General features: G+C 37.6%; 12 protein-coding genes. 11 read left to right on the top strand and 1 reads right to left on the bottom strand.

What is annotated here, in order from left to right:
- Positions 1–35: 35 nt before the first annotated feature.
- On the bottom strand, positions 36–1277 hold the full coding sequence (locus ACP6PL_RS21950; RefSeq protein WP_426547405.1) for a serine hydrolase: 1242 nt from the start codon (positions 1275–1277) through the stop codon (positions 36–38).
- Between the two features lie 1035 nt (positions 1278–2312).
- On the opposite strand from ACP6PL_RS21950, the gene ACP6PL_RS21945 reads away from it, so the two are divergent.
- The 11 genes from ACP6PL_RS21945 to ACP6PL_RS21895 form a co-directional block, all read left to right on the top strand.
- Positions 2313–2642, top strand: a complete 330-nt coding sequence (locus tag ACP6PL_RS21945; RefSeq protein ID WP_426547404.1) for a DUF6312 domain-containing protein — start codon at positions 2313–2315, stop codon at positions 2640–2642.
- Positions 2643–3205: 563 nt separating this feature from the next.
- On the top strand, positions 3206–3448 hold the full coding sequence (locus ACP6PL_RS21940; protein WP_426547402.1) for a DUF6200 domain-containing protein: 243 nt from the start codon (positions 3206–3208) through the stop codon (positions 3446–3448).
- 103 nt (positions 3449–3551) lie between these two features.
- On the top strand, positions 3552–3863 hold the full coding sequence (locus tag ACP6PL_RS21935) for a DUF6200 domain-containing protein (RefSeq protein ID WP_426547401.1): 312 nt from the start codon (positions 3552–3554) through the stop codon (positions 3861–3863).
- Positions 3864–4175: 312 nt separating this feature from the next.
- Complete coding sequence (locus tag ACP6PL_RS21930) at positions 4176–5351, top strand: glycosyltransferase family 4 protein (protein WP_426547400.1); 1176 nt, start codon at positions 4176–4178, stop codon at positions 5349–5351.
- A gap of 485 nt (positions 5352–5836) precedes the next feature.
- On the top strand, positions 5837–9529 hold the full coding sequence (locus ACP6PL_RS21925; protein ID WP_426547399.1) for an AprA-related methyltransferase: 3693 nt from the start codon (positions 5837–5839) through the stop codon (positions 9527–9529).
- A 55-nt stretch (positions 9530–9584) separates the two neighbouring features.
- Positions 9585–18557 (top strand): SDR family NAD(P)-dependent oxidoreductase, encoded by an 8973-nt coding sequence (locus ACP6PL_RS21920; RefSeq protein ID WP_426547398.1) that lies wholly within the window; start codon positions 9585–9587, stop codon positions 18555–18557.
- Between the two features lie 29 nt (positions 18558–18586).
- Positions 18587–18832 (top strand): acyl carrier protein, encoded by a 246-nt coding sequence (locus ACP6PL_RS21915; RefSeq protein WP_426547397.1) that lies wholly within the window; start codon positions 18587–18589, stop codon positions 18830–18832.
- Positions 18833–18866: 34 nt separating this feature from the next.
- Entirely contained in the window at positions 18867–20090 is a 1224-nt protein-coding gene (locus tag ACP6PL_RS21910) for a beta-ketoacyl synthase N-terminal-like domain-containing protein (protein WP_426547396.1), read from the top strand.
- A gap of 4 nt (positions 20091–20094) precedes the next feature.
- Positions 20095–21354 (top strand): hydroxymethylglutaryl-CoA synthase family protein, encoded by a 1260-nt coding sequence (locus ACP6PL_RS21905; RefSeq protein ID WP_426547395.1) that lies wholly within the window; start codon positions 20095–20097, stop codon positions 21352–21354.
- Positions 21345–22121 carry an enoyl-CoA hydratase/isomerase gene (locus tag ACP6PL_RS21900; RefSeq protein ID WP_426547394.1) on the top strand — a complete coding sequence of 259 codons (777 nt, stop codon included), beginning with the start codon at positions 21345–21347 and terminating at the stop codon, positions 22119–22121. The genes ACP6PL_RS21905 and ACP6PL_RS21900 overlap by 10 nt, the downstream gene beginning before the upstream one ends.
- Positions 22109–25970, top strand: a 3862-nt coding sequence (locus ACP6PL_RS21895; RefSeq protein ID WP_426547393.1) for a polyketide synthase, incomplete at its 3' end; no start/stop codon positions are given. The genes ACP6PL_RS21900 and ACP6PL_RS21895, both read left to right, overlap by 13 nt.

The raw sequence follows: 25970 nt of genomic DNA, 5'->3' as shown, positions 1-25970 counted from the left end.
GGAGTATCGGTATAGGCAAACTTCTGACTTCGTTCCTATTGACTCCCCATTGTCATCATGCGATCGTAAACATGACGAGAAAGTTTAGGAAATATCTCCTCATCTTGAGCGTAAGCAGCATCTTCTGCAAAAATTGCCAAAATATAAATAGCTTTATCATCCAAAGTTCTGACAAATGCCACATCCATACGATGTTTAGTAGTGAAACCAACTTTAGAACCAAAATAAATATTGGCAGGTAGAGACTCACCAAGAAAACCTTTGACTCCATTGTAAGGATCGTTTTGCCATGCTTCCGGTCTTAAATCTCTAGTTAACAAATAAGCCATTCTCGTACTATACTTGCGTGAAACTGCCTGTCTGGTATATATTTCATACATTAGTCTGGTAGCATGGTCAGTTGAAATTAAATTTCGCAGAAACTTACCATCTTCCTTGCGTAGTTGCCGATCGCGACCTACCGGACTTGTTTGACTAGGAGAATATCTAGGATAATTTTTTGTACTAACTATTAAACGTTGATAACCTGCTTTTTGAAAAAATTCATTGACTGATTTTCTTTTTTCTAACCAAGTATTTAATTTTTCTCCTGCCAATTTAACCCCTGATTTAGTATCAGTAATTCCATCCAAAATTTTACTAGCAGAATCATTATGAGACTTCTGCATCATTAATCTTAAATCTTGATGAAACTTAGATTCATCATCAATTAAACCTTGTTCAACTGCCCCATAAAATGCCGCCATCCAAAATAACTTAGATACACTAGCAGGATATCTCAAAACTTGACTTTGATATCCAGCAAATGTGTGAATATCTTGGCTACTAACATCTATTAAACTAATAGATAAGGATTCTGTTGGTAGCCCTTTTTCTTCAGCAATATTAACCAATTCATCAACTATTTCTTGTAACTGTGGGCTATAACGTTGATATGGTTGTCTACGAATATTGTAGGCAAATCCTAAATCTTCTGGAGTTTGTTTAGGAACTGGGGGTACGTAGGGTGGTACGAGGGTTGGTGATACAGAAGATTCAGGAGTAGTTAGAGGTGTTTCTGAGACTGGGCGACCCCTAAAAGGTAGAGTGATAACCCAGCTTACTGTCATTAATACAGCAACTAGAATAAATATATTTTTATATTTTAACTGTGATAATATTACTTTAATATTTTTGGTTTTAACCCGCCGACGTACTTTAACTGGCCCTTGTTTAACTGCCCGATATGGTGGACGAACTCGACGAAATGTCTGGGGTGGTAGCTTTTCTGCGTGCATTTGAGTAGTATCTGAAAAATATAAGTGGTAATAATTCTATTGCTTTTGAGGACTGTACTATAAATAGTGTTGAATTTTCAACCATTCGATACACAGGTGAACCAATTATTTGAACCAGGATCAATACCTAATACATTCTCTTGAGTTAATTGAGTTTGAATTACTTCTTTTTCATAGACCAGTTTTTTAGTTAGGTATTGTTAGATATATCTGTAATTTTACCTTCTTGAAATGCTTGAATAATACTATAATAATACCCAAATAATTAAAATATAAATATCACTATTTATTGTAGTTATTGTGAATATAAAACTATATGATAATTGTTTTTATATACCTTTTAATCGGCAAAAAAGGCCAAGAGATTTTGTGACATTATAAAGATAATTTGCTCCTATAAAATATTTCTATGGCAATTCCCAAAAAGCGTGAGGTACAAAATTTTAGGTTTGAGGGAACAGGGAACAGGGAACAGGGAACAGAACAGAAAAAAACAACTGTACCTCATAACTTTGGTAATTGCTATATAGAACCCATTTGGGATCTTTGGAGGGGGTAGGGGTTTTTGGTAAAGGAGTCATAACTCAGAACTCAGGAGATAGAGAAAATTACAGCAGATTTCATCTAAGTAAGGTACAAGTATGGTGGACAAGATGTGTATCAGGTGGAGTAGGCATCTTACCTGGTATCTGCCTGCCTAGCTACTCCCTCTTTTCTGGATATGCCTAATGATTCTACCTCAAGACTTTCGGTGGGCTAAGAACTCAAATGTTTGTAGTAAATATTCTGGCAGAGGTCAATGTGCCACCAAGCAAAATAAAAAGGCCAAAATATTGATGGATAAGGTTTTGAATATTTTGTAAATGATGGGTTATTTTGATCTTCCTCCACTAAAAAGCCTAATTACTGACTATTAGGAGACTACCTATCTAAAAACACCAATAGAAGATCAAAAAAAATCTAATTTTTTTCAATAATTATCTGCTATGATGATAAGTATAGAAGCATCGATCATACAAAAAATAAGGAGAAAAAATGTCCACAGAAAAAATCAAAAGCGTTACTGTTTTGCAGAGTGATGAGGATTTTGGTGGTACACCAGAAACTCTCTATGGAAAGTCTGCTGGCAAGCGGAAAAAGAAAAAGAAAAAACAGTCAAGAGCTTTGAAGCCTGCGGAAAAAATGATATTTTCAATGGCCAAAAAATATGACAAAGCTAGTAAAGAGTATCGCGATCGTCACGAAAAATCCAACCGTAAGAAGAAAAATGGCTGGATTAAAGATCTTGCCAAAAATTATAGCAAGTCCTATGGCAAAGTGGGAGGAATGGGCATGATGGGTCTTGGTGTTAAGTTGTTTGAATAAATAATTAAAACTTTATTATGATATTGGTCTAATACCCGCGCTATCTGTTGAAGGAGCGTCTGTATTAAGACCAATAAATCTTCTTGTATGATCAAGGTGTTCACTTACCAACCCCCCCCCAGTAGGTCAACATAAACTCCAAAATTAAGGTTTTATTCAAAAAAAAGTAACGGCTAAGAAAAATAGGTAGACCGAAAAAATAGGAATGGTTAGTGAACATACTCCATACTTTGAAATTAATATCATGTCCGGTTGATATAGTTATAATTAGAAGCTCTCGTAGTATTGCTCTAGCAATAAGATAGATATTTCATTTGCTCTAGCAATACTATAAGCAAAAACTTTTTTATGACTTATTATCCAGAGATGATACAACACATACAACCAAATGTTTTTTGTTCAAATAGGCTAGGATTTTGGCTAGTAGTGTCTATGACGAGCTGTAGTAGAATTACCGACTGACTGTGGACTGACTGTAAGAGTCAAATATAGGCACAGCCTATGGTAAAATCTCTCTAAAGGACAGCAATAAAAATAGTAAAAATTAAGGAGAACGAAAAAAAATGGTAATGACATCAGATTCCTCTGAAAAAAAAATGAAGCAAGAAGCAAACACCATTATTCTAGAGTTCAGTGGAGCTAAAAGTGACGATATCCGTGATTTGCGTAATGGTGAGGGCAAGATATTCAAGAGAATAGCTAGAACAATACAAACGCTCCAGCAACAAGGTGAAGCGAGTGAGAATGTACAACCTATAATAGTAATAACTAAGAAAAAAAGAAATAAGAAAGGACTTTTAGACTAAGTAAATGATAATTTCATCAAGTCTTCACTCAATAGTGAAGACTTAGATGTTTTAGTGAAAATATTGCTGGCGTGGCAATGTATACTGACTGAGTAATCTCTATATGACTCTTTCCCTTCGACAAGTAGGAAAGGAGTTGGGTAAAGTACAAATTAAGGAGAAAAAAATAATGATCATGTCAACAGACTCTGGTGAAAAAAAAATTAAGCAACAAGCCAACACCATTATTATGGAGATGAGTGGCACGAAAAGTGAAGATATTCGTGATTTGCGTCGTGGTGAAGGTAAGATCTTCAAAAGAGTAGCCAGACTTATGGAAAACCTTAAGGAAGAAGGCCAGACCCCAGAGGATGCACAACCTATAATTGTAATAGTTAGGAAAAAGAGCAGCAGTAGCAAAGGATTGTTAGACTAAGTAACTGAAAATAAGAAAATGATAAAATATCAAGCCGTTGCCTGATAGGGATGGCTTGATTATTTTTTTAGTGGTTAGCAACTGAGAAAACGAGCCTTGTAGGCAAAAAATAATAAAAGGAAAACATAAAATACAAAGAAACGTCTAGACTTTTTGTAATGATTCACAAGCCGATAAACCATAGGTCTTGTTTTGATAATCAAGATACATTATTTGAATATCTAATATTAGAAAAATTTTTTGAAACTTCGTGACAAGATGTCTCATAATACTTTATACTCCTAGAAGAATTACTGAGTTAAAATTGATAACGTGAAGATACTATTAGTCTGCACAGAAAAATTGCCAGTGCCTTGTATCCGAGGTGGAGCTATTCAGACATACATAGATGGTATCCTGCCTTACCTAAAGCGAGACCATGAAATTACAGTATTCTCAGTAGCAGACCCAGACTTGCCAGATCGTGAAATTAGAGACAATATTCGCTACGAGCGTGCTATGGCAGAAACTTCAGAAGAATACTATCAAGCTGTAACTAAATTTCTAGAAGGACAAGAATTTGATTGGGTCATAATTTACAATCGTCCTAAGTATTTATCCTTGGTTGCCAAAGCCGCCCCAAATAGTCGTTTTCTACTTAGTATGCACAACGAAATGTTCCATGATAAGAAAATTGACCCACAAGAGGCAATTATCTGTTTGGAAAGGGTAGAAAAAGTAGTGACAGTCAGTAAATTTATTGCTGATGGGATAGCCAAGTTATTCCCAGAATATCAAGATAAGCTACAACCTGTATATGCTGGAGTAGACCTCAAGCGGTTTCAGCCTAAGTGGACAGAAGGGGCAAAAGAAAAACGAAAAGAAATGTTAGCTGCTCATGGTTTAGAAGATAAACAAGTTGTTCTCTGTGTGGGTAGGTTAACAGATAAAAAAGGACCACATCTATTAATATCTGCGATCGCCAAAGTAATCGAAAAACACCCATCTGCTGTATTATTGCTAGTAGGCAGTAAATGGTACGGAAATAACAAAGAAAACGATTATGTCCGTGACATTAAAGTAAAGGCTGAAAAATTGGGACCAGCAGTTCAGATGACAGGTTTTATTCCACCATCTGAAGTAGCAGATTATTTCTTATTAGGCGATATATTTGTATGTGCTTCTCAATGGGAAGAACCTCTAGCTAGGGTGCATTACGAGGCTATGGCAACTGGACTATCTATTATTACTACTGCTAGGGGAGGGAACCCTGAAGTAATTGTTCCTGGGAAAAATGGTATTGTAATCACAGATTATGAAAATCCGGATGCGTTTGCAGATCAGATAGATTACTTATTGTCTAAACCAAAGAAAAGTGAAGCCATGGGAAGAACAGGACGTGAATTAGCCGAATTACATTACAGTTGGTCAAGGGTAGCTTGGGATATTTTGAGTATTATTAACGATTCAAAATTAATGTCTATACAACAAGATAAAGAAGCTGGATAATATTGAAGCTAATTATTCCATTCTAAAGTTAAGTTGATAAAGATTAGGAATCAGATCCTAAAATTTATAAGAATAATCAATATTTGTATTAGTTGATTTCCATTAATAAATAACAAAATAGCAATAATACAGCAAATAATTATTTGCTGTATTATTACTAGTAAGTAGTAAATGTTACCCAAATAATAAAAAAACTATTATGTCTATTGCATTAAAGCCAAAAATTAGGACTAGCACTTCAGATAAAAGGTTTTATTCCACTATCTAAAGTTGCAGATTATTTTCTTCCTATTAGGTAATATGTTCGTATATGCATCTCAATGGAAAGAATTCCTACCTAGAGTAAATTGCGATGCCATAGAAATTTAACTATTAACTATTACTACTTCTAGAGAAAAAATTTTAAATGTCACTACAAAGTAGTTAAATATGTTTATTATGTATTCCCATAAAAATATGTATTCCCATAAAAATAGGATAAATTAATGCTAGATAAGATAAATCGTTATGCTCATGGGTTTGTAGCTGTACCAGTGATTTGTACTTGTTCAGAAGCAGGAGTGTTCGAGTTACTAGCACAGAAAAAATCACTGAAATTAGAAGAAATAGTAGAGGAATTAGGAGCAAATAGTGGACATCTAATGGTAGCTCTACGACTGTTAGAGTCACTATCATTCCTGTATCGCTCTGAATCAGAAGCATACACATTAACAGAACAAAGTCAACAACATCAAATTATCCCTAGAGCGCTGATGAGCTTATATAAATATCCATTTGAGTCATATTTAAAAGGAGAAGTAGAAGCAGAAATTAGCAATTGGATTCAATGTTCATCTCGCAGATGGGATACAGAAAACTCCTTACTTACTGATTTATTGGATGGAGTATTAGTCATTCCTCTGTTACTAGAACTTAAGAAACAAAATTTACTGGATGAATCAAAGAAATTATTCAACACATTAACAAATTCACTTAAACAAGAACTATCCAAATTATTCATCAATTTAGGATGGGCAGAAGAAAAAACAGAAGGGCTATATTTAACAGATATAGGTAGATTTATGAGTGATAGATGCTTAAACTTAGGAACAACAGCATCTTATGCTCCTATGTTATTACAGATGAAAGAATTGCTATTCGGAAATCCTCAGAAAGTATTTCAAAGAGATCAAACTGAAAACGAAAGACACGTAAATAGAGTATTAAATGTAGTAGCAAGTGGTTTTCAACACGAAAAGTTTTTTGCCGACACAGATAAGATAATCATATCTATATTTAACCAACAGCCAATAGAAGAACAACCAAGTTATATAGTAGATATGGGTTGTGGGGATGGAACGCTACTGAAACGAGTATATAAAATCATCAAAGAATTCTCCGCTAGAGGAAAAGTATTAACAGAGTATCCGATTGTGATGGTAGGAGCGGACTACAACCAAGAAGCATTAGATGTTACAGATAAAAATTTAGGAGAGATTCCTCATCTAATGATTCCAGGAGATATAGGAGCACCAGAAAAATTATTAGAGAAATTTAATGTAGAAGGAATAGAGGCAGAAAAAGTATTACATATTCGTTCGTTCCTAGACCATGACAGACCATTTATAGCTCCCAAAGACACAGAAAAATCTGAAGTCCGGTCTGAACTAGATTATCAAGTAGTAGATGTAGATCCAGCAGGAAAACTTATACCACCTCATGTAGCAGTACAAAGTTTAGTAGAACATCTAGAAAGATGGTCATCAGTAATAACTAGACATGGACTATTACTCTTAGAAGTACACAGTTTAACACCAGCAGTAGTCCAAAAATATATTGATGAAAGTGAATCTCTACATTTTGATGCCTATCATGCTTTCTCAATGCAACATTTAGTAGAAGCAGATGTGTTCTTGATGGCCGCAGCAGAGGTAGGTTTATTCTCCAAGAAAGCAGCATTTCGCAAGTATCCAAAAATGTTGCCATTGACTCGCATCACAGTCAATCATTTTGAGAAGCGTGAATATCAGATCCGGTATGCAACTGTCAAGGATATACCTAATCTGTTAAACTGTGCCACAATTAATCAACCTGGGAGCGAATCCTGGTTTGAAGTTTTATTAAAACAAGATCCAACAGCACATTTAGTGTTAGAAAGTCAAGGTGAATTGGTAGCTGCAATCTTAACAGAAGCTAACTATTCGACTGAGCTACTCGAAGTTCGTGAGTTTTTAGTAGGGACTACTGTAGCAAATTGGCAAGTATTGGCAAAAGACTTACTAGAATTTGTGGAGCAGTGGGCAATAGTTAAACCAGGAATCCAAGAAATAGATGGGTTATTAAAATACCACGAAGCCATCTCAAGCTTGACAAACTCAAAGTGGCATCAATCCTCAGTTTTAAACAAAAAGCTCACAGAAAAAGTAGCCCTACACCAATTAGCGACATTAGAGCTATGTGATTTAATGGCTCCAGAATATGAGCTAGAAGCCTTTGCAGCACGTTGGCTTTTGCGTGTTTTTCAAGATATGGGAGTATTCCTCAGAGAGGGTGAATTTTATCTAGAGTCTGAGTTGATATCCCAGCTTAAAATCTCTTCACGTTACCAGAGACTTTTAAATGCTTTGTTGCAAATTTTGCAGAAGCGTGGTATTGTCCAAATCGAAAAAGGTAGAGTGTGGACATTAGCAAGGTGTCAGAGTTTTGCTATAAAAGATGTTGCGTCTGACGTTGCTGCCTTTCATAAGTATTTTTCAGAAAAATATCCCGCTCATTCACCCTGGTTAACGGTAGTAAAAAGATGCTTAGATAAATATCCATTAATTCTACGTGGTGAAGTTGATGTTAATGAGGTAGTCTTTACTGATGGGGATATGGAGCTATTTGCTGGACTATTTCTAGGACATCGTGTGGCTGACTACTTTAATGAATTGCTAGCAGATGGGGTTTGTTGGGAAGTAGAACAACGTTTGTTAGAAAATAGGGCAGAACCTATTCGGATATTGGAAATTGGAGCAGGAACAGGGGGTGTGACAGGAATATTACTAGAAAAGTTAGCTCCTCATGGAGAGAAAATAGAATTCTGGTTTACTGATATTTCTAGCACTTTTACACGTTATGGCGAGACTAAATTTAAGCAGTATCCTTGGGTAAAATATGAAATCTTTGACATAGAAAAATCTCTTGATGCTCAGGGAATAAAAGCTGAAAGTTTTGATGTAGTAATTGCGAATAATGTACTCCATAACACAAAATTAATTCATCAAACCTTAAAGAACAATAACTCACTATTAAATACAGGGGGGTTATTGGCATTACTAGAGTTTACTCAACCAATAGATGTTCTTTTATACTTTGGAGGATTGCTGCAAGGATTTTGGTTGTTTGAAGATCCTGAAAACCGATTAGAAGTTGGTTGTTTACTGAATATACCACTGTGGCAAAAAGTTCTCAGTGATTGTGGGTTTGATGAAATAATACCATTGGGATTACCCTGTGAGATGCACGATCTTTCTAAGGCGAGAGAGTCCGTTATATTTGCTCGAAAGGATCAATTGCAGACAATAGAATCTTCTAAGGAAATCCAACAAAATTTAACAGAAAATGGGAAGTATAGTCAGACAGAAATTGATTCTTCTAGCATCAGTATAGAAAGTTCTTCCAAATTAGAAATATTTGAACAAGAATGTCGAAAATTATTAAAAACTCTACTGGGTGTTGAACGAATGGAGAGCTTGTCTGGTGATACACCACTAATGGAATCTGGAATGGATTCACTAGAATTGTTAGAGTTTCGTGCTGTTCTAGAAAGAAAGTTTGGGATTAAATTAAAGTCTACCTTCTTTTTTAGTTACAAAACTTTAATAGCGGTAGCAGAGTATCTTTCAGAAAAGGATAGTCATACAGAAACTGATTCTCCTAGTATTAGTTCAGAAGGAAGTACATCCAAATTAGAAATATTTGAACAAGAATGTCGAAAATTATTAAAAATTCTACTGGGTGTTGAACGGATGGAGAGTTTGTTCGCAGAAACACCACTAATGGAGTCAGGAATGGACTCACTGGAATTGTTAGAATTTCGTGCTGTGATGGAAAGAAAGTTTGGGATTAAATTAAAGTCTACCTTCTTTTTTAGTTACAAAACTTTAATAGAGATAGCAGAGTATCTTTCAGAACGAGAAGATATTAACTTGAGTTAGTAGGACTAGGACTGAAAAAAACATTTTGACGACATCGACATGAGGTAAAATTCAAATGAATTCTAATGACAACACTGCACTACCAAGAATAGCAATTGTAGGTGTGTCCTGCCGTTTCCCAGGAGCAGATACTAAAGAAGAATTTTGGCAGCTACTTAAGGAAGATCGGAACTCAATCCAGAATATTCCTTCAGAGCGTTGGGGAAATCTATTTGATTCTATGAGTTCGGAAATAGATTTATCCACTCAACGTGGTGGTTTTTTGACAAAGATAGATTTGTTTGACTCATCCTTTTTTAGAATTACTCCCAGGGAAGCCCAGTTAATGGATCCGCAGCAAAGGTTGTTGTTAGAATTGTCCTGGGAAGCAATGGAAGATGCGGGATATGCAAGTGATACATTAAAGGGTAAATCAGTAGGAGTTTATGTAGGAGTGTGTCACTACGACTACAGGAGTTTATTAGAAAAAGGTTTGGAGACAACCGAAGTAGCTCAAATTGCTACTGGTACAGCTCCAGCAACTTTTGCCAACCGCATTTCCTATTTTTATGATTTTCATGGCCCTAGCTTGACTGTTGATACAGCTTGTTCTAGTTCTTTGGTAGCCATGGATGAAGCGGTTAATGCCATACGTCGTGAGCAGTGTGAAACAGCTTTGGTAGGAGGTGTGAATTTAATTTGCTCTCCTGTGAATAGCCGAGTTTATACTGCTGCGGGTATGTTATCTCCCGATGGAGTATGTCGGGTATTTGATGCCGGTGCTAATGGGTTTGTTAGGGGAGAAGGAGGGGCAGTAGTTGTACTGAAAGATTATCAAAAAGCCTTGAGGGATGGTGATTCTATTTATGGGGTGATTCGCAGTGTAGCAGTAAATCATGGAGGGCAAGCAAGTTCTTTTACCGCACCAAATCCCCAAGCTCAGGCCGAATTGTTAGAAGAGGCATATCGGGAAGCTAATATTGAGATAGAGTCAGTAGGTTATATTGAAGCACATGGTACGGGTACATCACTAGGAGATCCAATTGAAGTTGAGGCTTTAAATGAAGCGTTTCAACGTCTGAGTTCAAGTGGTAAGTTGCCTGCTAATAGTTGTGGTTTGGGATCTGTCAAAACAAATATTGGTCATTTGGAAGGTGCAGCAGGTATGGCTGGACTAATCAAAGTCTTGCTGTGCATGAGACATACAACTCTTCCATCTTCCTTAAATTATCAGCAACTTAATCCTGATATTGAATTAAAAGAAGGTCCGTTTTTTGTGGTGGACAAGCTTCAATCTTGGGAAGCAAAAACTGATGGGGCAGGAAAATCTTATCCTCTGAGGGCAGGATTAAGTAGCTTTGGTTTTGCTGGAACAAATGCTCATGTAGTTCTTGAGCAAGGAAAAAATCAGAAGCAAGAAAGCAGAGGGGATCGGGAACCTTCAGTTCATCTATTAACTCTTTCAGCTAAAACAGAAACAGCTCTTTCAGAGTTGGTGGTTCGTTATCAAAAATATTTAAACAGTAATCCCGAATCAGAATTAGCTGATATTTGTTACAGTGCTAATACTGGGCGAGTCCATTTTAACCATCGATTCGCAGCGATCGCTTCTAGCAAACAGGACTTAGCAGAAAAGCTTAAGGAATACCAATCTGGGGAAGCAACAGCGGGAGTATTAACAGGGGAACTTCCTGAGCGGACAAGAAGACTGAAAGTAGCTTTCTTATTCACGGGGCAAGGTTCTCAATATGTTAATATGGGCAAACAACTGTATCAAACACAGCCTGTTTTTCGTGAAGTATTGGATAGGTGTGATACAATATTAAGTTCTGAAATAGAATGTTCTTTATTAGATGTTTTATATAATAATCAAGATTCATCTCTACTAAATCAAACAGCTTATACTCAACCAGCTCTGTTTGCCATAGAATATGCCCTATATAAATTATGGGAATCTTGGGGAATTAAACCTAATATAGTAATGGGCCACAGCGTGGGAGAATATGTGGCAGCAACTGTAGCAGGAGTATTCAGTCTTGAAGATGGTTTGAGATTAATAGCTGCTAGGGGGCGGTTGATGCAGCAGTTGCCTTCAGGTGGAGAAATGGTTTCTGTGATGGCTTCAGAATCAACAGTAGGACAACTCCTGGAACCTTATAAAGAAATAGCAATCGCGGCCATAAATGGACCAGAAAGCACAGTTATTTCTGGAGATTCGGTAGCAGTAACAAGTGTAGTAAGTATCCTGCAAGGAAAGGGAATCAAAACTAAAAAACTTGAGGTATCTCATGCTTTCCATTCACCATTAATGGAACCAATGTTGGCTGAATTTGAAGCTATAGCTAATCAACTAACCTATAAGAAACCTCAAATACCTATTATATCTAACGTTACAGGCACAAAAGCAGATCAGAGTATTGCTTCTCCTCAATACTGGGTCAATCATGTGCGTCAACCAGTACGCTTTGCCCAAGGAATGAAAACGCTACATCAACAAGGGTATGAAATTTTTCTAGAAGTTGGACCGAAACCAGTATTGTTAGGAATGGGTCGGCAATGTCTGCCAGAAAATGTAGGTGTGTGGTTGCCATCATTACGTCCGAATCAAATCCCCCTCCCGTCCCCCAATAAAATCCCCCTCCCGTCCCCCTTAGAAAGGGGGAAGCCAGAGGATGCTGCGCTTTTGAAAGATGGGAAGCCAGAGGATACTGCGCTTTTGAAGGATGGGAAGTCAAAGGATGCTGCGCTTTTGAAGGATGAGTGGCAACAAATGCTATTGAGTTTAGGAAATTTGTATGTAAAAGGAGCGAAAATAGATTGGTTAGGGTTTAACCAAGATTATGCTCGTCAGAAAGTAGGATTGCCGACTTATCCTTTCCAACGAGAAAGACATTGGATAGAAACCAAGGTAAGTCAACCGCAGAAACATCAAAAGTCAGAAAATATTAGTGAGACTCCAATTGTTAAACTACTCACTCAAGGAAAAACAGAAGCTCTTATTCAACAACTAGAAAGATCAGTAAATTTTTCACCAGAAAAGCTGAAACTTTTACCAGAAATATTAGAGGTATTAGCTCAACAACATCAGGAACAATTAGCAGCAGTAAATGTCAAAAATTGGTTCTATGAAGTTCAGTGGCAACCTTTAGCTCAAACTAAATCAAAAACGAGCATTCAATTAAATCATTGGTTAATTTTTGCCGACACCACAGGAGTAGCCGAAAAATTAGCCCAAAAATTACAACAACAGGGTCATAAATACAGCTTAGTTTATCGAGGCGAGAGCTATCAAAAACAAGCAGCAGGAAAATATAAACTCAATCCTAATAATCCTGAAGAATTTTACAAACTGTATCAAGAAATTCAACAAAGTAGTGAAACTCCCATTACGAAATTAATTCACTTGTGGAGTTTAGATGCTCCAGAATCAAAAGACTTAACCCTAGAAGTTTTAGAAGCAAGTCAGCGATGGGGATGTGGCAGCGTGATGCACCTGTTACAAACCTTACTCAAAAATTCTAGCATTCCCAAACTATGGTTAGTAACCCGTGGGTGTCAGTCAGTATTATCCCAAACAGAAAATAATATCGCAGGACTAGCAGCGTCACCCTTGTGGGGATTAGGTAGAGTAGTGTCCCTAGAACATCCCCAATTATGGGGAGGATTAGTAGATTTAGACCCACAAGTTGCAGCAGGAAACGAAGTAGAAATGCTGTGGCAATTATTAGTTAATGAACAAGAAGAAGATAATCTAGCTTTACGGGGAGAAAATACTTATGTAGCTCGTCTGGCTAGGCAAGAACCTCCAGAATTTCCTGAACCCCTATCCTTATCATCAGATGGTAGTTACCTAATAACTGGAGGGTTAGGAGCTTTAGGATTACTTATGGCGGAATGGTTAGTATCCAAGGGAGCCAAAAATATTGTTTTAACTGGGCGTCGTCCTCCCTCAGAAAAAGTCAGTGAATCTCTAAAAAAATTAGAAGAAACAGGATGCCAAGTAACAGTTTTGTTAGGGGATGTGTCGATTGAAGCAGATATAGCGAAAATTCTCGAAGAGATTCAGACATCTTTGCCAACACTCAAAGGCATAATTCATACAGCAGGAGTGCTAGATGATGGAACCATAAAACAGATGAATTGGGAGCGTTTTGCTAAAGTCATGTCGCCCAAGGTAGCAGGAACTTGGCATTTGCATACATTAACCCAAAATCTGTCATTAGATTTCTTTGTCTGTTTCTCCTCACTAGCTTCCTTAATTGGTTCCCCTGGTCAAGGAAATTATGCGGCGGCCAATGCCTTTATGGATGCTTTCGCTAGTTATCGTCGCAGCAGAGGATTATCAGGATTGGCTATTAATTGGGGAGCATGGGCATCTGGAGGTATGGCAGCTCGTTTAGCAGTGGAGCATCAAAATCGTATACAGAGCAGTGGGATTAATGAGATTGCCCCCAAACAAGGAATGTATGCCTTGGATTTACTTTTAGGAAATCAATCTGCTCAAGGTCAAGTAGGTGTAATGGCCGTACAGTGGCAGGTATTGGCAGAACAATGGAGTAGTATCGAAAAAAGTTCATTAGTAAGAGAATTATTACAGAAGGAGGAATTGAAGGCACAAGAGACACCGAAACAGAAAGTCAAAGCAGAAATTTTAGCAAAATTAGAGACGGCCTTATTAGAGGAACGTCAAGAAATTTTAACTGAACACATTCGAGGGCAAGTAGCTCAGATACTAGGTTTAAGTTCATCTCAATTACCTAAAAATTTAGGCTTTATGGAAATGGGCATGGATTCTTTAATGACAGTGGAATTAAAAAATCGACTGCAAAATCAACTAAGAACAACCTTATCTGAGACAATAGCCATAGAATATCCAACCATTGCCAAATTGTCCTCATACATAATAGAGGAATTAATAGGATGGAAGACAACAGAATTGGAGGCATCATTATCTCAAGAAAATCAAGAAACAAAATTAGAAATGATGGAAAGCTCAAGAAGCGAAGCTATCGCCATCATCGGTATAGGGTGTAGATTTCCTGGAAATGCCAACACACCAGAAAGCTTCTGGGAATTGTTATCTAATGGTAAAGACTCTGTTAAAGAGATTCCACTAGAGCGTTGGGACCTAGATTATTACTACGATCCCAACCCTGAGACTCCGGGAAAAATGTATATCCGTCACGCAGCATTAGTTGACCAGGTAGATCGCTTCGATCCGATTTTTTTTAGTATCTCTGGCCGAGAAGCACATAGTCTTGACCCACAGCAACGTTTGATTTTGGAAGTAACTTGGGAAGCTTTAGAAAGAGGAGGTATTAATCCCCAGCAATTAGAAAACACTCAGACAGGGGTGTTTTTGGGTATCGGTCAAAATGATTATGCTAATTTAGGTTTGAACCAAGTTGAAGATGTTAGCCCTTACGATGTTACAGGAAATACGTTTTGTTTTGCAGCAGGTAGGTTATCTTACTTTTTAGGATTGCAAGGCCCATCAATGGCAATAGATACAGCTTGTTCATCATCTCTGGTAGCTCTCCATGAAGCTTGTCAGAGTCTGCGTCAGGGAGAGTCAAATCTCGCTTTAGCTGGAGGAGTCCAACTAATTCTCTCTCCTCAAGTGACAACTGGACTATCAAGAACAAAGGCTCTATCACCTGATGGCAAGTGTAAAACTTTTGATGCTGCTGCTGATGGTTATGGTAGAGGAGAGGGATGTGGCATTGTGGTACTGAAGCGTTTGTCGGATGCACTCAAAGATGGAGACAATATCTGTGCAGTAATTCGTGGTTCAGCAGTCAACCATGATGGGCCTAGTGGCGGACTAACAGTACCTAATAAACTAGCTCAGGAAAAACTGATTCAGCAAGCTCTGAAAGCCGCAAAAGTGGAACCATTACAAGTGAGTTATGTGGAAGCTCATGGTACAGGGACTTCTCTAGGAGACCCTATGGAAGTGAGAGCTTTAGCTAGCGTGTTTGAGCAGGGACGCGATCGGGAAAATCCATTGCATATCGCTTCAGTGAAAACTAATATTGGTCATCTAGAACCTGCAGCGGGAATAGCAGGTGTGATTAAGGTGGTTTTGCAACTGCAACATCAAAAAATTGCCCCTCATCTGAATTTTGCTAATCCTAACCCCTATATTGATTGGGAGAATATGCCTTTCAAGGTCCCGACTCAACTGACTCCTTGGCTGTCATCAGAGGAGAAAAGAGTGGCAGGAGTAAGCTCTTTTGGTATGAGTGGTACGAATGCTCATATAGTTTTAGAAGAGGCTCCTACTGAAGTCGGAACTCAGAACCCAGAAGCATCCCCCCAACCCCCTTTTGAAAGGGGGGGTGAACTAGAACGTCCGGTTCATATACTAACTCTGTCAGCGAAAACAGAAAAAGCTCTGGGTGATTTAGTCAATAGTTATCAAAGTTATTTAGAAGCAGAAAATAATGATAATGAGTTGGGGGATATTTGCTACACAGCCAACATCGGGAGAGCTAAATTTGACCATACATTAGCTGTCCTTGCTTCTGAAAAACAAGATTTAATCAAAAAACTCAAACAATACAAAGAAGGAGAGAATGTTACTGGCATCTTTTCAGGACAAGTAACAAGCGAAACAACGAAAAAAATTGCCTTTCTATTTACCGGTCAAGGTTCTCAATATCTGCAAATGGGAAGGCAGTTATACGAAACTCAACCCACTTTTCAGAAAATTATCGACCAGTGTAGTGAAATTCTAGGAAAATATCTAGAAGTTTCTTTATTAGATGTGCTTTATCCAGGTGAAGTTAAAGATGAAACTTCGACTTTGATAGACCAAACACGTTATACCCAACCTGCTATATTTGCCATAGAATACGCCCTAGCTAAATTATGGGAATCATGGGGAATCAAACCCAATGTGATGATGGGTCATAGTGTAGGAGAATATGTAGCAGCAACCGTTGCGGGAGTATTTGGCCTAGAAGATGGTCTGAAACTAATAGCAATGCGAGGAAAGTTAATGCAAAAGTTACCATCCGGTGGTGAAATGGTATCTGTAATGGCATCAGAATCTCAGGTAACAGAAGCCATCAAAGAATATAGTTCCCAAGTAACAATAGCAGCGTTCAATGGACCTGAAAGTATAGTAATTTCAGGTGAGAGTGCAGCCATAGCAAGTATTTGTAGTCGATTTGAATCAGAAGAAGTTAAGACAAAACAACTACAAGTATCCCATGCTTTCCATTCTCCATTGATGGAACCAATGTTAGCCGAATTTGAAGCAGTCGCGAAAGAAATTATCTATAATGAACCCAAAACACCACTAGTATCAAATGTTACTGGTACTGAAGTAGATGGAGAAATAGCCACTGCTGAATATTGGGTGGGTCATGTGCGTCAACCAGTAAGATTTGCTCAAGGGATGGAGACTTTGCGCAAACAAGGTATTGACATCTTCCTAGAAATAGGACCAAAACCAATACTGTTAGGTATGGGTCGTGAGTGTCTGATGGGAGAAAGAAAACTATGGTTGCCCAGTTTACGTTCAGGAAAACCAGACTGGTTACAAATGCTACAAAGTCTTGGGGGATTGTATGCACAGGCAATAAAGATTGATTGGTTAGGATTTGATCGGGATTATTCCCGTAATAAGGTAGAATTACCAACATATCCTTGGCAACGAAAAAGGTATTGGATAACAGATATTCGACAATGGAAAAGTCAAGAGAAAAAGAGCATAAAATCTGAAAAACAAGTAAAACTCAATGGAGTAAATATCCAGCAACAGGAAATACAAATGAACAAAGACAAAATGTCACAGCAACCAAAACTAAAATTATCAGCTCCAGGATCACTATCTTTATCGGATTCGGCATCAACTATAGATCCTTCACCCAAAAAGGAACTGGCTAAGTTGGGAGTAAAAGTAAAACCTGCCGATATTGAATCTGAAAATATTCAATTGAATAACCTTGACACAGATGAGACTAAAATCAGAGAAACCCTCAAAGAAAGTCTTGCAGATGTTCTGTATGTGGATATAAGTGAAATAGAAGAAGACAAGAAGTTTGTTGATTTAGGTTTAGACTCGATCGTGGGAGTAGAATGGATAACTAATATTAATAAAACCTACAACTTAAATATAAAGGCCACTAAGCTATACGACTACCCGACTTTATTAGATTTAAGCAAATATATTGCTCAAACTCTATCAAATCAGGGTAAAAATACTAATGTGGAGCGATCGCTAGATGCCTCTTCAAGTCAAGTGAGTATTAGTAACCAACCTCAACTAAGAAATGAGTCTCAGAGCAATTTCTCACAAGTCAAGGAAATTTTAAAACAACAATTAGCGGAAGCCCTGTATGTGGATATAAGTGAAATAGAAGAAGACAAGAAGTTTGTTGATTTAGGTTTAGACTCGATCGTGGGAGTAGAATGGATAACTAATATCAATCAAACCTTCAATTTGAATATAAAGGCCACTAAATTATACGACTACCCGACTTTATTAGATTTAGGCAAATATATTGCTCAAAGCTTATCAAATCAGGGTAAAAATATTGATGTGGAGCGATCGCCAGATGCCTCTTCAAGTCAAGTGAGTATTAGTAACCAACCTCAACTAAGAAATGACTCCCAGAAGAATTTCTCACAAGTCAGGGAAATTTTAAAACAACAATTAGCGGAAGCCCTGTATGTGGATATCAGTGAAATAGAAGAAGACAAAAAGTTTGTTGATTTAGGTTTAGATTCCATTGTTGGAGTAGAATGGGTAACTAACATCAATCAAACCTTCAATTTGAATATAAAGGCCACTAAACTATACGACTACCCTACCTTATTAGATTTAACCAAATATATTACCCAGGAAATTAATTGTACAGGAGGAAGTAGATTCCAAACAGAGGATAAAGAATCTACTCAAAAAGACTATTTACCTGTAGATTCGCAAGAGGAAATGAAACAAAAATTACGCTCAATATTGAGTAAAGTAGCCAATAAAGAATTAACAGCCCAAGAAGCAAATCAAATGATTCAAAAAATCAAAAATCAAGTAAAATAAAAATATAGTATATTCATCAGGATAATTTTATGAACAAAGAACAAATATTTAACATCATCAAAAAACATACTTGTGAAATAGCACCAGAATTAGAAGAAGTACCTATAGCGCCAACTGATAGTCTCAAAAACTTAGGCATTGATTCAGTAAATAGGGCAGAAATTATAATGATGGTAATGGAAGACTTATCCTTAAATATCCCACGCATTGAATTAGCTGGAGCCAAAAATATAGGAGAACTAGCCGATCTATTTGCAGCGAAATTAGGAAATTAGAAGTAAGGAATTAAAAAAACTAGAGGGGCTATCAATGAGCAACATAGAGATAACAGGTATGGGCATTATTACTTCCATTAGTCAAGGAGTTGCTACTTTTAAAGAAGCTCTGTTATCAGGGGAAACTCAATTTGCTTATCTAAAAAAGCCTGGACGTGAAAGCATCAAACCATTTATTGGTGCCGAAATTCCCGATATTGACGTCAGAACTTTATTTCCTGAGTATAGTGGATTGTTACGTACTGCTACTAAGAGCGCCCAAGTAGCAATAGTAGCTGTGGCTGAAGCCTGGCAAGATGCTCAACTAACCTCTAGTAAAGTTAATCCAGAACGAGTAGGATTAGTCGTAGGTGGTTCAAATTTACAACAACGTTATCAGCAGCAAACCTGGCAACGTTATCAGTCACGCCAGGAGTTTATACGACCAACTTATGGTCTGACCTTTTGGGATACTGATATAATGGGTCTGATTTCCCAGTGTTTTCAGATTCAAGGCGAAGGCTATAGTGTAGGTGGAGCTTCCGCCAGTGGAGCAGTTGCTATAATTCATGCTGCCCGTCAAATTTTAATGGGTAACAGTGATATTTGCATTGCCTTGGGAACTTTATCCGATCTATCGGCGTATGAATTCCAAGCACTGAGGAATTTAGGGGCAATGGGGAGCGAACGTTTTGCCGATCGCCCAGACCTTGCTTGTCGGCCATTTGACCAAGACCATGATGGCTTTATATATGGAGAAGGTTGTGGAGCAGTGATTTTAGAGAGAACTGACCACGCCAAGCAACGGGGCGCTAAATCCCATGGCCAAGTTAAGGGTTGGGGATTAGCTTTAGATGGGAATCGTAGTCCCGAACCTTCCCAAAAAGGGGAAGAACGGGCTATGAATACTGCTTTAGCCATGGCAGACCTTCAGCCAGAGAGTATTGATTATGTGAATACCCACGGTACTGGTTCCCCCCTTGGTGACAGAACAGAAGTGGCAGCTTTAAAATCTGCGGGACTTCACCACTGCCAACTAAATTCAACAAAATCTTTAACTGGTCACTGTTTAACTGCTGCTGGTGTAGTGGAAGCGATCGCTTCCATATTACAAATGAAATTTGCTTTTTGTCATCCAACTAAAAATTTAGTTAATCCCATTGATACCAGTCTAAATTGGGTCAAAGAAACTTCTGTTAAGGCTGAGATAAAATATGCTATCAGCAACAGTTTTGGTTTTGGAGGGATTAATACAGCTTTATTAATTGCACAGGAGTAAACTAATGCAAAAAGTTGGAATAGAAGCACTAAATGTATATGGGGGTTCGGCTAAACTCGATGTGCGAATGTTAGGCGAAGCACGTCACTTAGACACGACTCGCTTCGATAATCTTCTGATGAAAGAGAAGACAGTTGCTATGCCCTATGAAGATCCAGTTTCTAATGCTATTAATGCAGCCAAACCTATTATTGATAGTCTCAGCGATCTGGAGAAGCAACAAATCAAAATGGTGATAGCTTGTAGTGAATCTGGCATTGATTTTGGCAAATCTATGAGCACTTATATCCATGATTATTTGGGGCTAAGTCGTAACTGCCGAATGTTTGAGATTAAGCAAGCTTGCTACTCAGGTACAGCAGGTTTACAGATGGCATTAAATTTGATTTTATCCCAAACATCTCCAGGGGCTAAAACTTTGGTTATAGGAACTGATATATTTCGGCCTGTTGTTGTAGAGGGAGGAGAAGCTCTCAGCGAAGATTGGTCTTTTGTGGAACCAAGCAGTGGCGCTGGAGCAGTAGCTATTTTGGTCAGTGATGTTCCTAAAATTTTCCAAGTTGATGTAGGATGCAATGGTTATTATGGGTATGAGGTTATGGATACTTGCAGACCTAACCCAGACTCAGAAGCAGGAGATTCAGATTTATCATTGCTATCTTACCTAGATTGTTGTGAAAATGCTTACCGGGAATATCAAGATCGAGTAGAAGGAGTAGATTACCAAAAAACTTTTGATTACTTGAGCTTTCATACTCCTTTTGGGGGAATGGTGAAAGGGGCTCACAGAAGTATGATGCGTAAGTTTAAAAGGGCAAAACCTGTGGAGATTGAAGAAGACTTTCAGAAACGGGTGATGCCGGGATTAGTCTATTGTCAACAGGTGGGGAATATTATGGGAGCTACAGTATTTTTATCTTTAGCTAGCATGATTGATAATGCAGATTTTAGCAAATCCCGACGAATTGGTATATTCTCTTATGGTTCTGGTTGTTGTTCGGAATTTTATAGTGGAGTTGTCACCCCACAAGGAAAGGAAATTCAAGCTCAACGAAAAATTGCATCACAGTTAAAAAAACGTTATGGCTTAAGTATGGAAGAATATGAGCAGTTACTAATTCATAGTTCGACAGTTGCTTTTGGTACTAGAAATGTTACCCTAGATTACAAAATCCTTCCAGGTGTATGGGAACAAATTGAAGGTAAAGGTCGTTTAGTGCTGAAAAGAATCAAGGAATTTCATCGAGAATATGAATGGGTATAGTTATGAATTATCAAACCCTAAAAATCAGTTATCAAGATGTTGTACAAAGAATTCAGATATATCGGCCTGAATTTAACAATAGCATCAATAGTCAGTTAACAATGGAATTGTTGTCAGCTTTGCAAGCTGCTGAAGCAGAGGAAGTTGTTAAAGTAATAATATTGGAAGGACTACCTGATGTGTTTTGTACGGGGATGGATTTTGAAGAAGTGGCAACAGGAAAACAACTAGACCCAAAAGCAAGTAATCACCGTTACTACAATATTTTGAAACAAATGTCTCAAAGTAGTAAAGTAATTTTGTCACTTGTACGTGGTAAAGTACAGGCAGGGGGAGTGGGTTTAGTAGCAGCAAGCGATCTAGTGATTGCTGATGAAACAGCAACTTTTGTTTTATCAGAATTATTATTTGGATTATTACCAGCTTGTGTATTACCTTTTTTGATTCGTCGAGTGGGGTTTCAAAAAGCCTACCGTTTAGCACTAACGACTCAAGCTATTTCAGCATCAGAAGCTGATCAATGGGGATTAATTGATGAATATGGCAGTAATACTAATCAGTTAATAAGTAAATATATTCGACGTTTAAAGTATTTACCCTCATCAGGGGTAAAAGAGTTAAAAAACTATATTAATCAGTTATGGATTATTCAAGCAGAAACTCAAGATTTAGCTGTCAATCAGATTTCTAGTCTAATAGCAGAACCTACGGTTCAAGAAAAAATTAAACGTTTTCAAAAAGAAGGATTATTTCCATGGCAAACCTAAATCTTAATTTGGACTTAGTAGAGGGCCACTCTGAGGTAGTACAACTGGTAGAGTTGGGTAATGGTGTTGTACAAATTACGATGCAAGATGAAGAAAACCGCAATACCTGTTCTGCCGGAATAATTGAGGGATTATACAAATGTTTTGGTGCAGTTGCTGAAAACAAAAGTTATAAAGTAGTAATTTTGACAGGCTATGGAAATTATTTCTGTTCGGGAGGGACAAAAGAAGGGTTAATAAGTATTTGGAAAGGAGAAAGTAAATGTAATGATTTAGATTTTTTTAGGATAGCACTAGATTGTGAAATACCCGTAATTGCAGCGATGCAAGGTCATAGTATTGGTGGTGGTTTGGTTTTGGGATTTTATGCAGATTTAGTTGTGTTAAGTCAAGAAAGTATTTACACTACTAATTTTATGAAGTATGGTTTTACTCCAGGTGTCGGATGCACGTTAATTGTCCCTGAAAAATTAGGTGCTTTAGGGTTTGAAATGATGTATACTGCCCAAAATTATCGAGGGAAAGAATTAGCTGAACGGGGTGTTTCTTTTCCAGTTGTACCCAGAAAAGATGTGCTAAAAGTGGCTAAAAAGATAGCCTATGAAATGTCGGAAAAACCCAGACTATCTTTAATAACTTTAAAGGAACACTTAACTGCAAAAATCCGGAAAACGCTACCAGAAGTTATAGACAAAGAAGTAGCTATGCACGAAATAACCTTTCACCAACCAGAGGTAGCAAGTAGAATAGAGGAAAATTTTGACAAAAGGACAACGGCAAGTAATAACCCTCAAAATTTTCCTCAAGAGGTTATAAGAAAAGAAATAAGAACAGATTCATTGAATTGTCAACCATTTCAGTTGAAGACATTTAGTTATGGTTCGTTAAACAATTTAACTTTGGTACCTCTAGAACGTAGAGTTCCAAGCCAAAATGAAGTTGAAGTTCAGATCAAAACTGTACCAGTTAATTTTCGGGATATACTCAATGCACTTGGTATGCTCCAAGAGTATTATGAAAACACATTTGGCATTGCTAATGCTGAAGAACTCACTTTTGGTTTTGAAGGTGCAGGTACTATCGTAGCTGTTGGGGCAGAAGTATCGCAGTGGCAAGTCGGCGATGAAGTAATGGTAATGAGAATTCACGATGCATTTAGTAGCTTTATTATCTGCTCGCCGGACAAACTGGTGCGTAAAAATTTTAATCTGAATATGGAAGATGGAGCTAGTATTTGGGGGCCGTTTTCGACTGCATATCACGGGTTGATTAACTTAGCCAAAATTCAGCCAGGAGATAGAGTATTAATTCACGCTGCTTCAGGTGGGATTGGACAAGCAGCAATTCAGTTGGCTCAACTTTTTGGGGCGGAAGTATTTGCTACTACTAGTCCAGGTAAGATGAATTATCTCCGGGAACAGGGAATTAAGTATGTGATGAATTCTCGAACGATGGAGTTTGTAAATGATGTGATGGAATTCACTCAAGGCCGTGGGGTAGATGTTATTCTCAATAGCCTGACTCATGGAGAATACATCCAGAAAAATATAGATATCCTTGCCGATAGAGGGCGATATGTTGAACTTGGTAAGTTGGGCATTTGGAGTCACGAGCAAGTCTATCAGAAACGCCCAGACATCAAATATTTTACTTTTGATTTGTTAGAAGAATTTGCCAAAGATAATCAATTGTTTTCTCAGATATGGGATAATTTGGCACTTGAATTTGACCGCGATCGCTTGAAGCCACTACCTTACAAAACATTTCCAATAGAAGATGTTATTAAAGCCTTTGATTATATGCGACGTGGGAAGCATTTCGGCAGGGTAGTGGTAGTTATGCCTGACTCCTATTCTGGAAAGGAAAAAGAATTGGATGCTCGGCTATCCATTCAAGACCAAATGACTAAAGAGGAACAGATATTATTTCAATTACAATCTGGTGAAGTTTCCTTAGAAAATGCGGAACAACTATTGTTAGGAAATACGGAAACAGAAACACAAGAGAAAGCTATAGCAGAAAATCAAATAGATAATATTCAAAATAAGTTAATTAACATGGATAGCTCAGAGAAAATCTTATCTTTGATTAGTTCAGGAGAAATATCTTTAGAAACAGCAGAAAAATTATTATTAGAAGTAGTAGAACCAGAAGTTAAGACAGAGCTTAATGATGAGGTTAATCCTAGTCAAAATCATATACCAACTATAGATATAGCGATTATTGGTATTTCATGTAGATATCCAGGAGCGAATAACTGGAAAGAATTTTGGGAAAATTTAAAGAATGGAATTGACAGTGTAACGGAAGCTCCTCCTGGAAGATGGGAAGAAAAAAATTGGTATCATCCAGATCCAGATAATCCAGGTACTTCCTATTCAAAATGTGCCGGTTTTTTAGATGAAATTGATAAATTTGACCCTTTATTTTTTCATATTTCTCCGGAAGAAGCTCGGTTTATGGAGCCTGAGCAAAGAATATTTTTAGAAGAAGCTTACCACGCTATAGAAGATGCTGGATATGCTACAGACTCTCTTAGAGGTAAACAATATGGAGTATTTGTGGGAGTTACGGTAAATGGTGGTTATCTTAAGTTGTTGTCAATTTCAGGATTAGATGTTCATAGGATGGCGGCTACAGGAAATGGTCCGTCAATGATACCAGCAAGAATTGCCTATATGCTTGACCTTCAAGGGCCAGTAGTAGCTATTGATACTGCCTGCTCGTCGTCATTGGTAGCTGTTCATCAAGCTTGCCAAAGCATACAACGAGGAGAGAGCGAAATAGCGATCGCTGGAGGTATTACTCTAATGCCAACATCAGACTTCCAAATAATGTCAAGTCAGTTTCAAGTTGTATCTCCTGATGGACGTTGTAAGACTTTTGATGCTTCAGCATCGGGTACAGCCTGGAGCGAAGGTTGTGGTGTTCTCTTATTAAAAAGCTACAGTCAAGCAATTCAAGACAACGACCATATTTATGGAGTAATCAAAGGAACAGGAGTTAATTATGATGGTAATACTAACGGGATTAGTGCCCCTAGTAGTCAATCTCAAGCCAGTTTAGAAGAAACAGTTTATCAGAAATTTGGAATTAACCCAGAAACTATTAGTTATGTAGAAGCTCATGGTACAGCAACACCTCTGGGAGACCCGATAGAAGTAGAAGCTTTAACAGAAGCCTTTTCTAAATGGACGAACAAAAAACAGTTTTGTGCGATTGGCTCGGTAAAAACTAATATTGGTCATTCAGCAGCGGCTGCCGGAGTTTCTGGTTTGATCAAGACAATTTTGTGCCTCAAAAATCAAAAATTAGTTCCATCCTTACATTTTAATCAACCAAACCCACATATTGACTTTGAAAATAGCCCTTTTTATGTCAATACAAAATTAAAAGATTGGGAAGTGCTTGAAGGCCAACCAAGGCAAGCTACAGTTAGTTCTTTTGGTTTTAGTGGCACTAATGCTCATATAGTTATAGAAGAGGCTCCTTCTCAAGTTAAAAGTCAGAATATTGTTGAACGTCCGATCCATCTGTTAACTCTATCTGCGAAAACAGAAAAGGCTCTAGAAGATTTAGTCAGTAATTATCAAAATTATTTAGAAACTAATCCCAAGTTACCACTAGCAGATGTATGTTATACAGCCTCTACAGGTAGAGCACATTTTAATTATCGATTAGGAGTTATTGCTTCTGAACCAAAAGCATTAATAGAGAAACTACTTGGGTGGAAAGCTCAGGAAGAATTAGTAGGACTATTTTCAGGAAAACGAAATAGCGAAGGTCAGAAAATAGCATTCCTATTCACAGGCCAAGGTTCTCAGTATGTGAATATGGGAAGGCAACTGT

Source organism: Dapis purpurea BLCC-M126 (genome assembly GCF_050015975.1).
In the GTDB taxonomy this organism is placed as follows: domain Bacteria; phylum Cyanobacteriota; class Cyanobacteriia; order Cyanobacteriales; family Microcoleaceae; genus Trichodesmium.
Note: the sequence above shows the minus strand (reverse complement) of the source record. Positions and strands in the feature narration are given on the sequence as shown.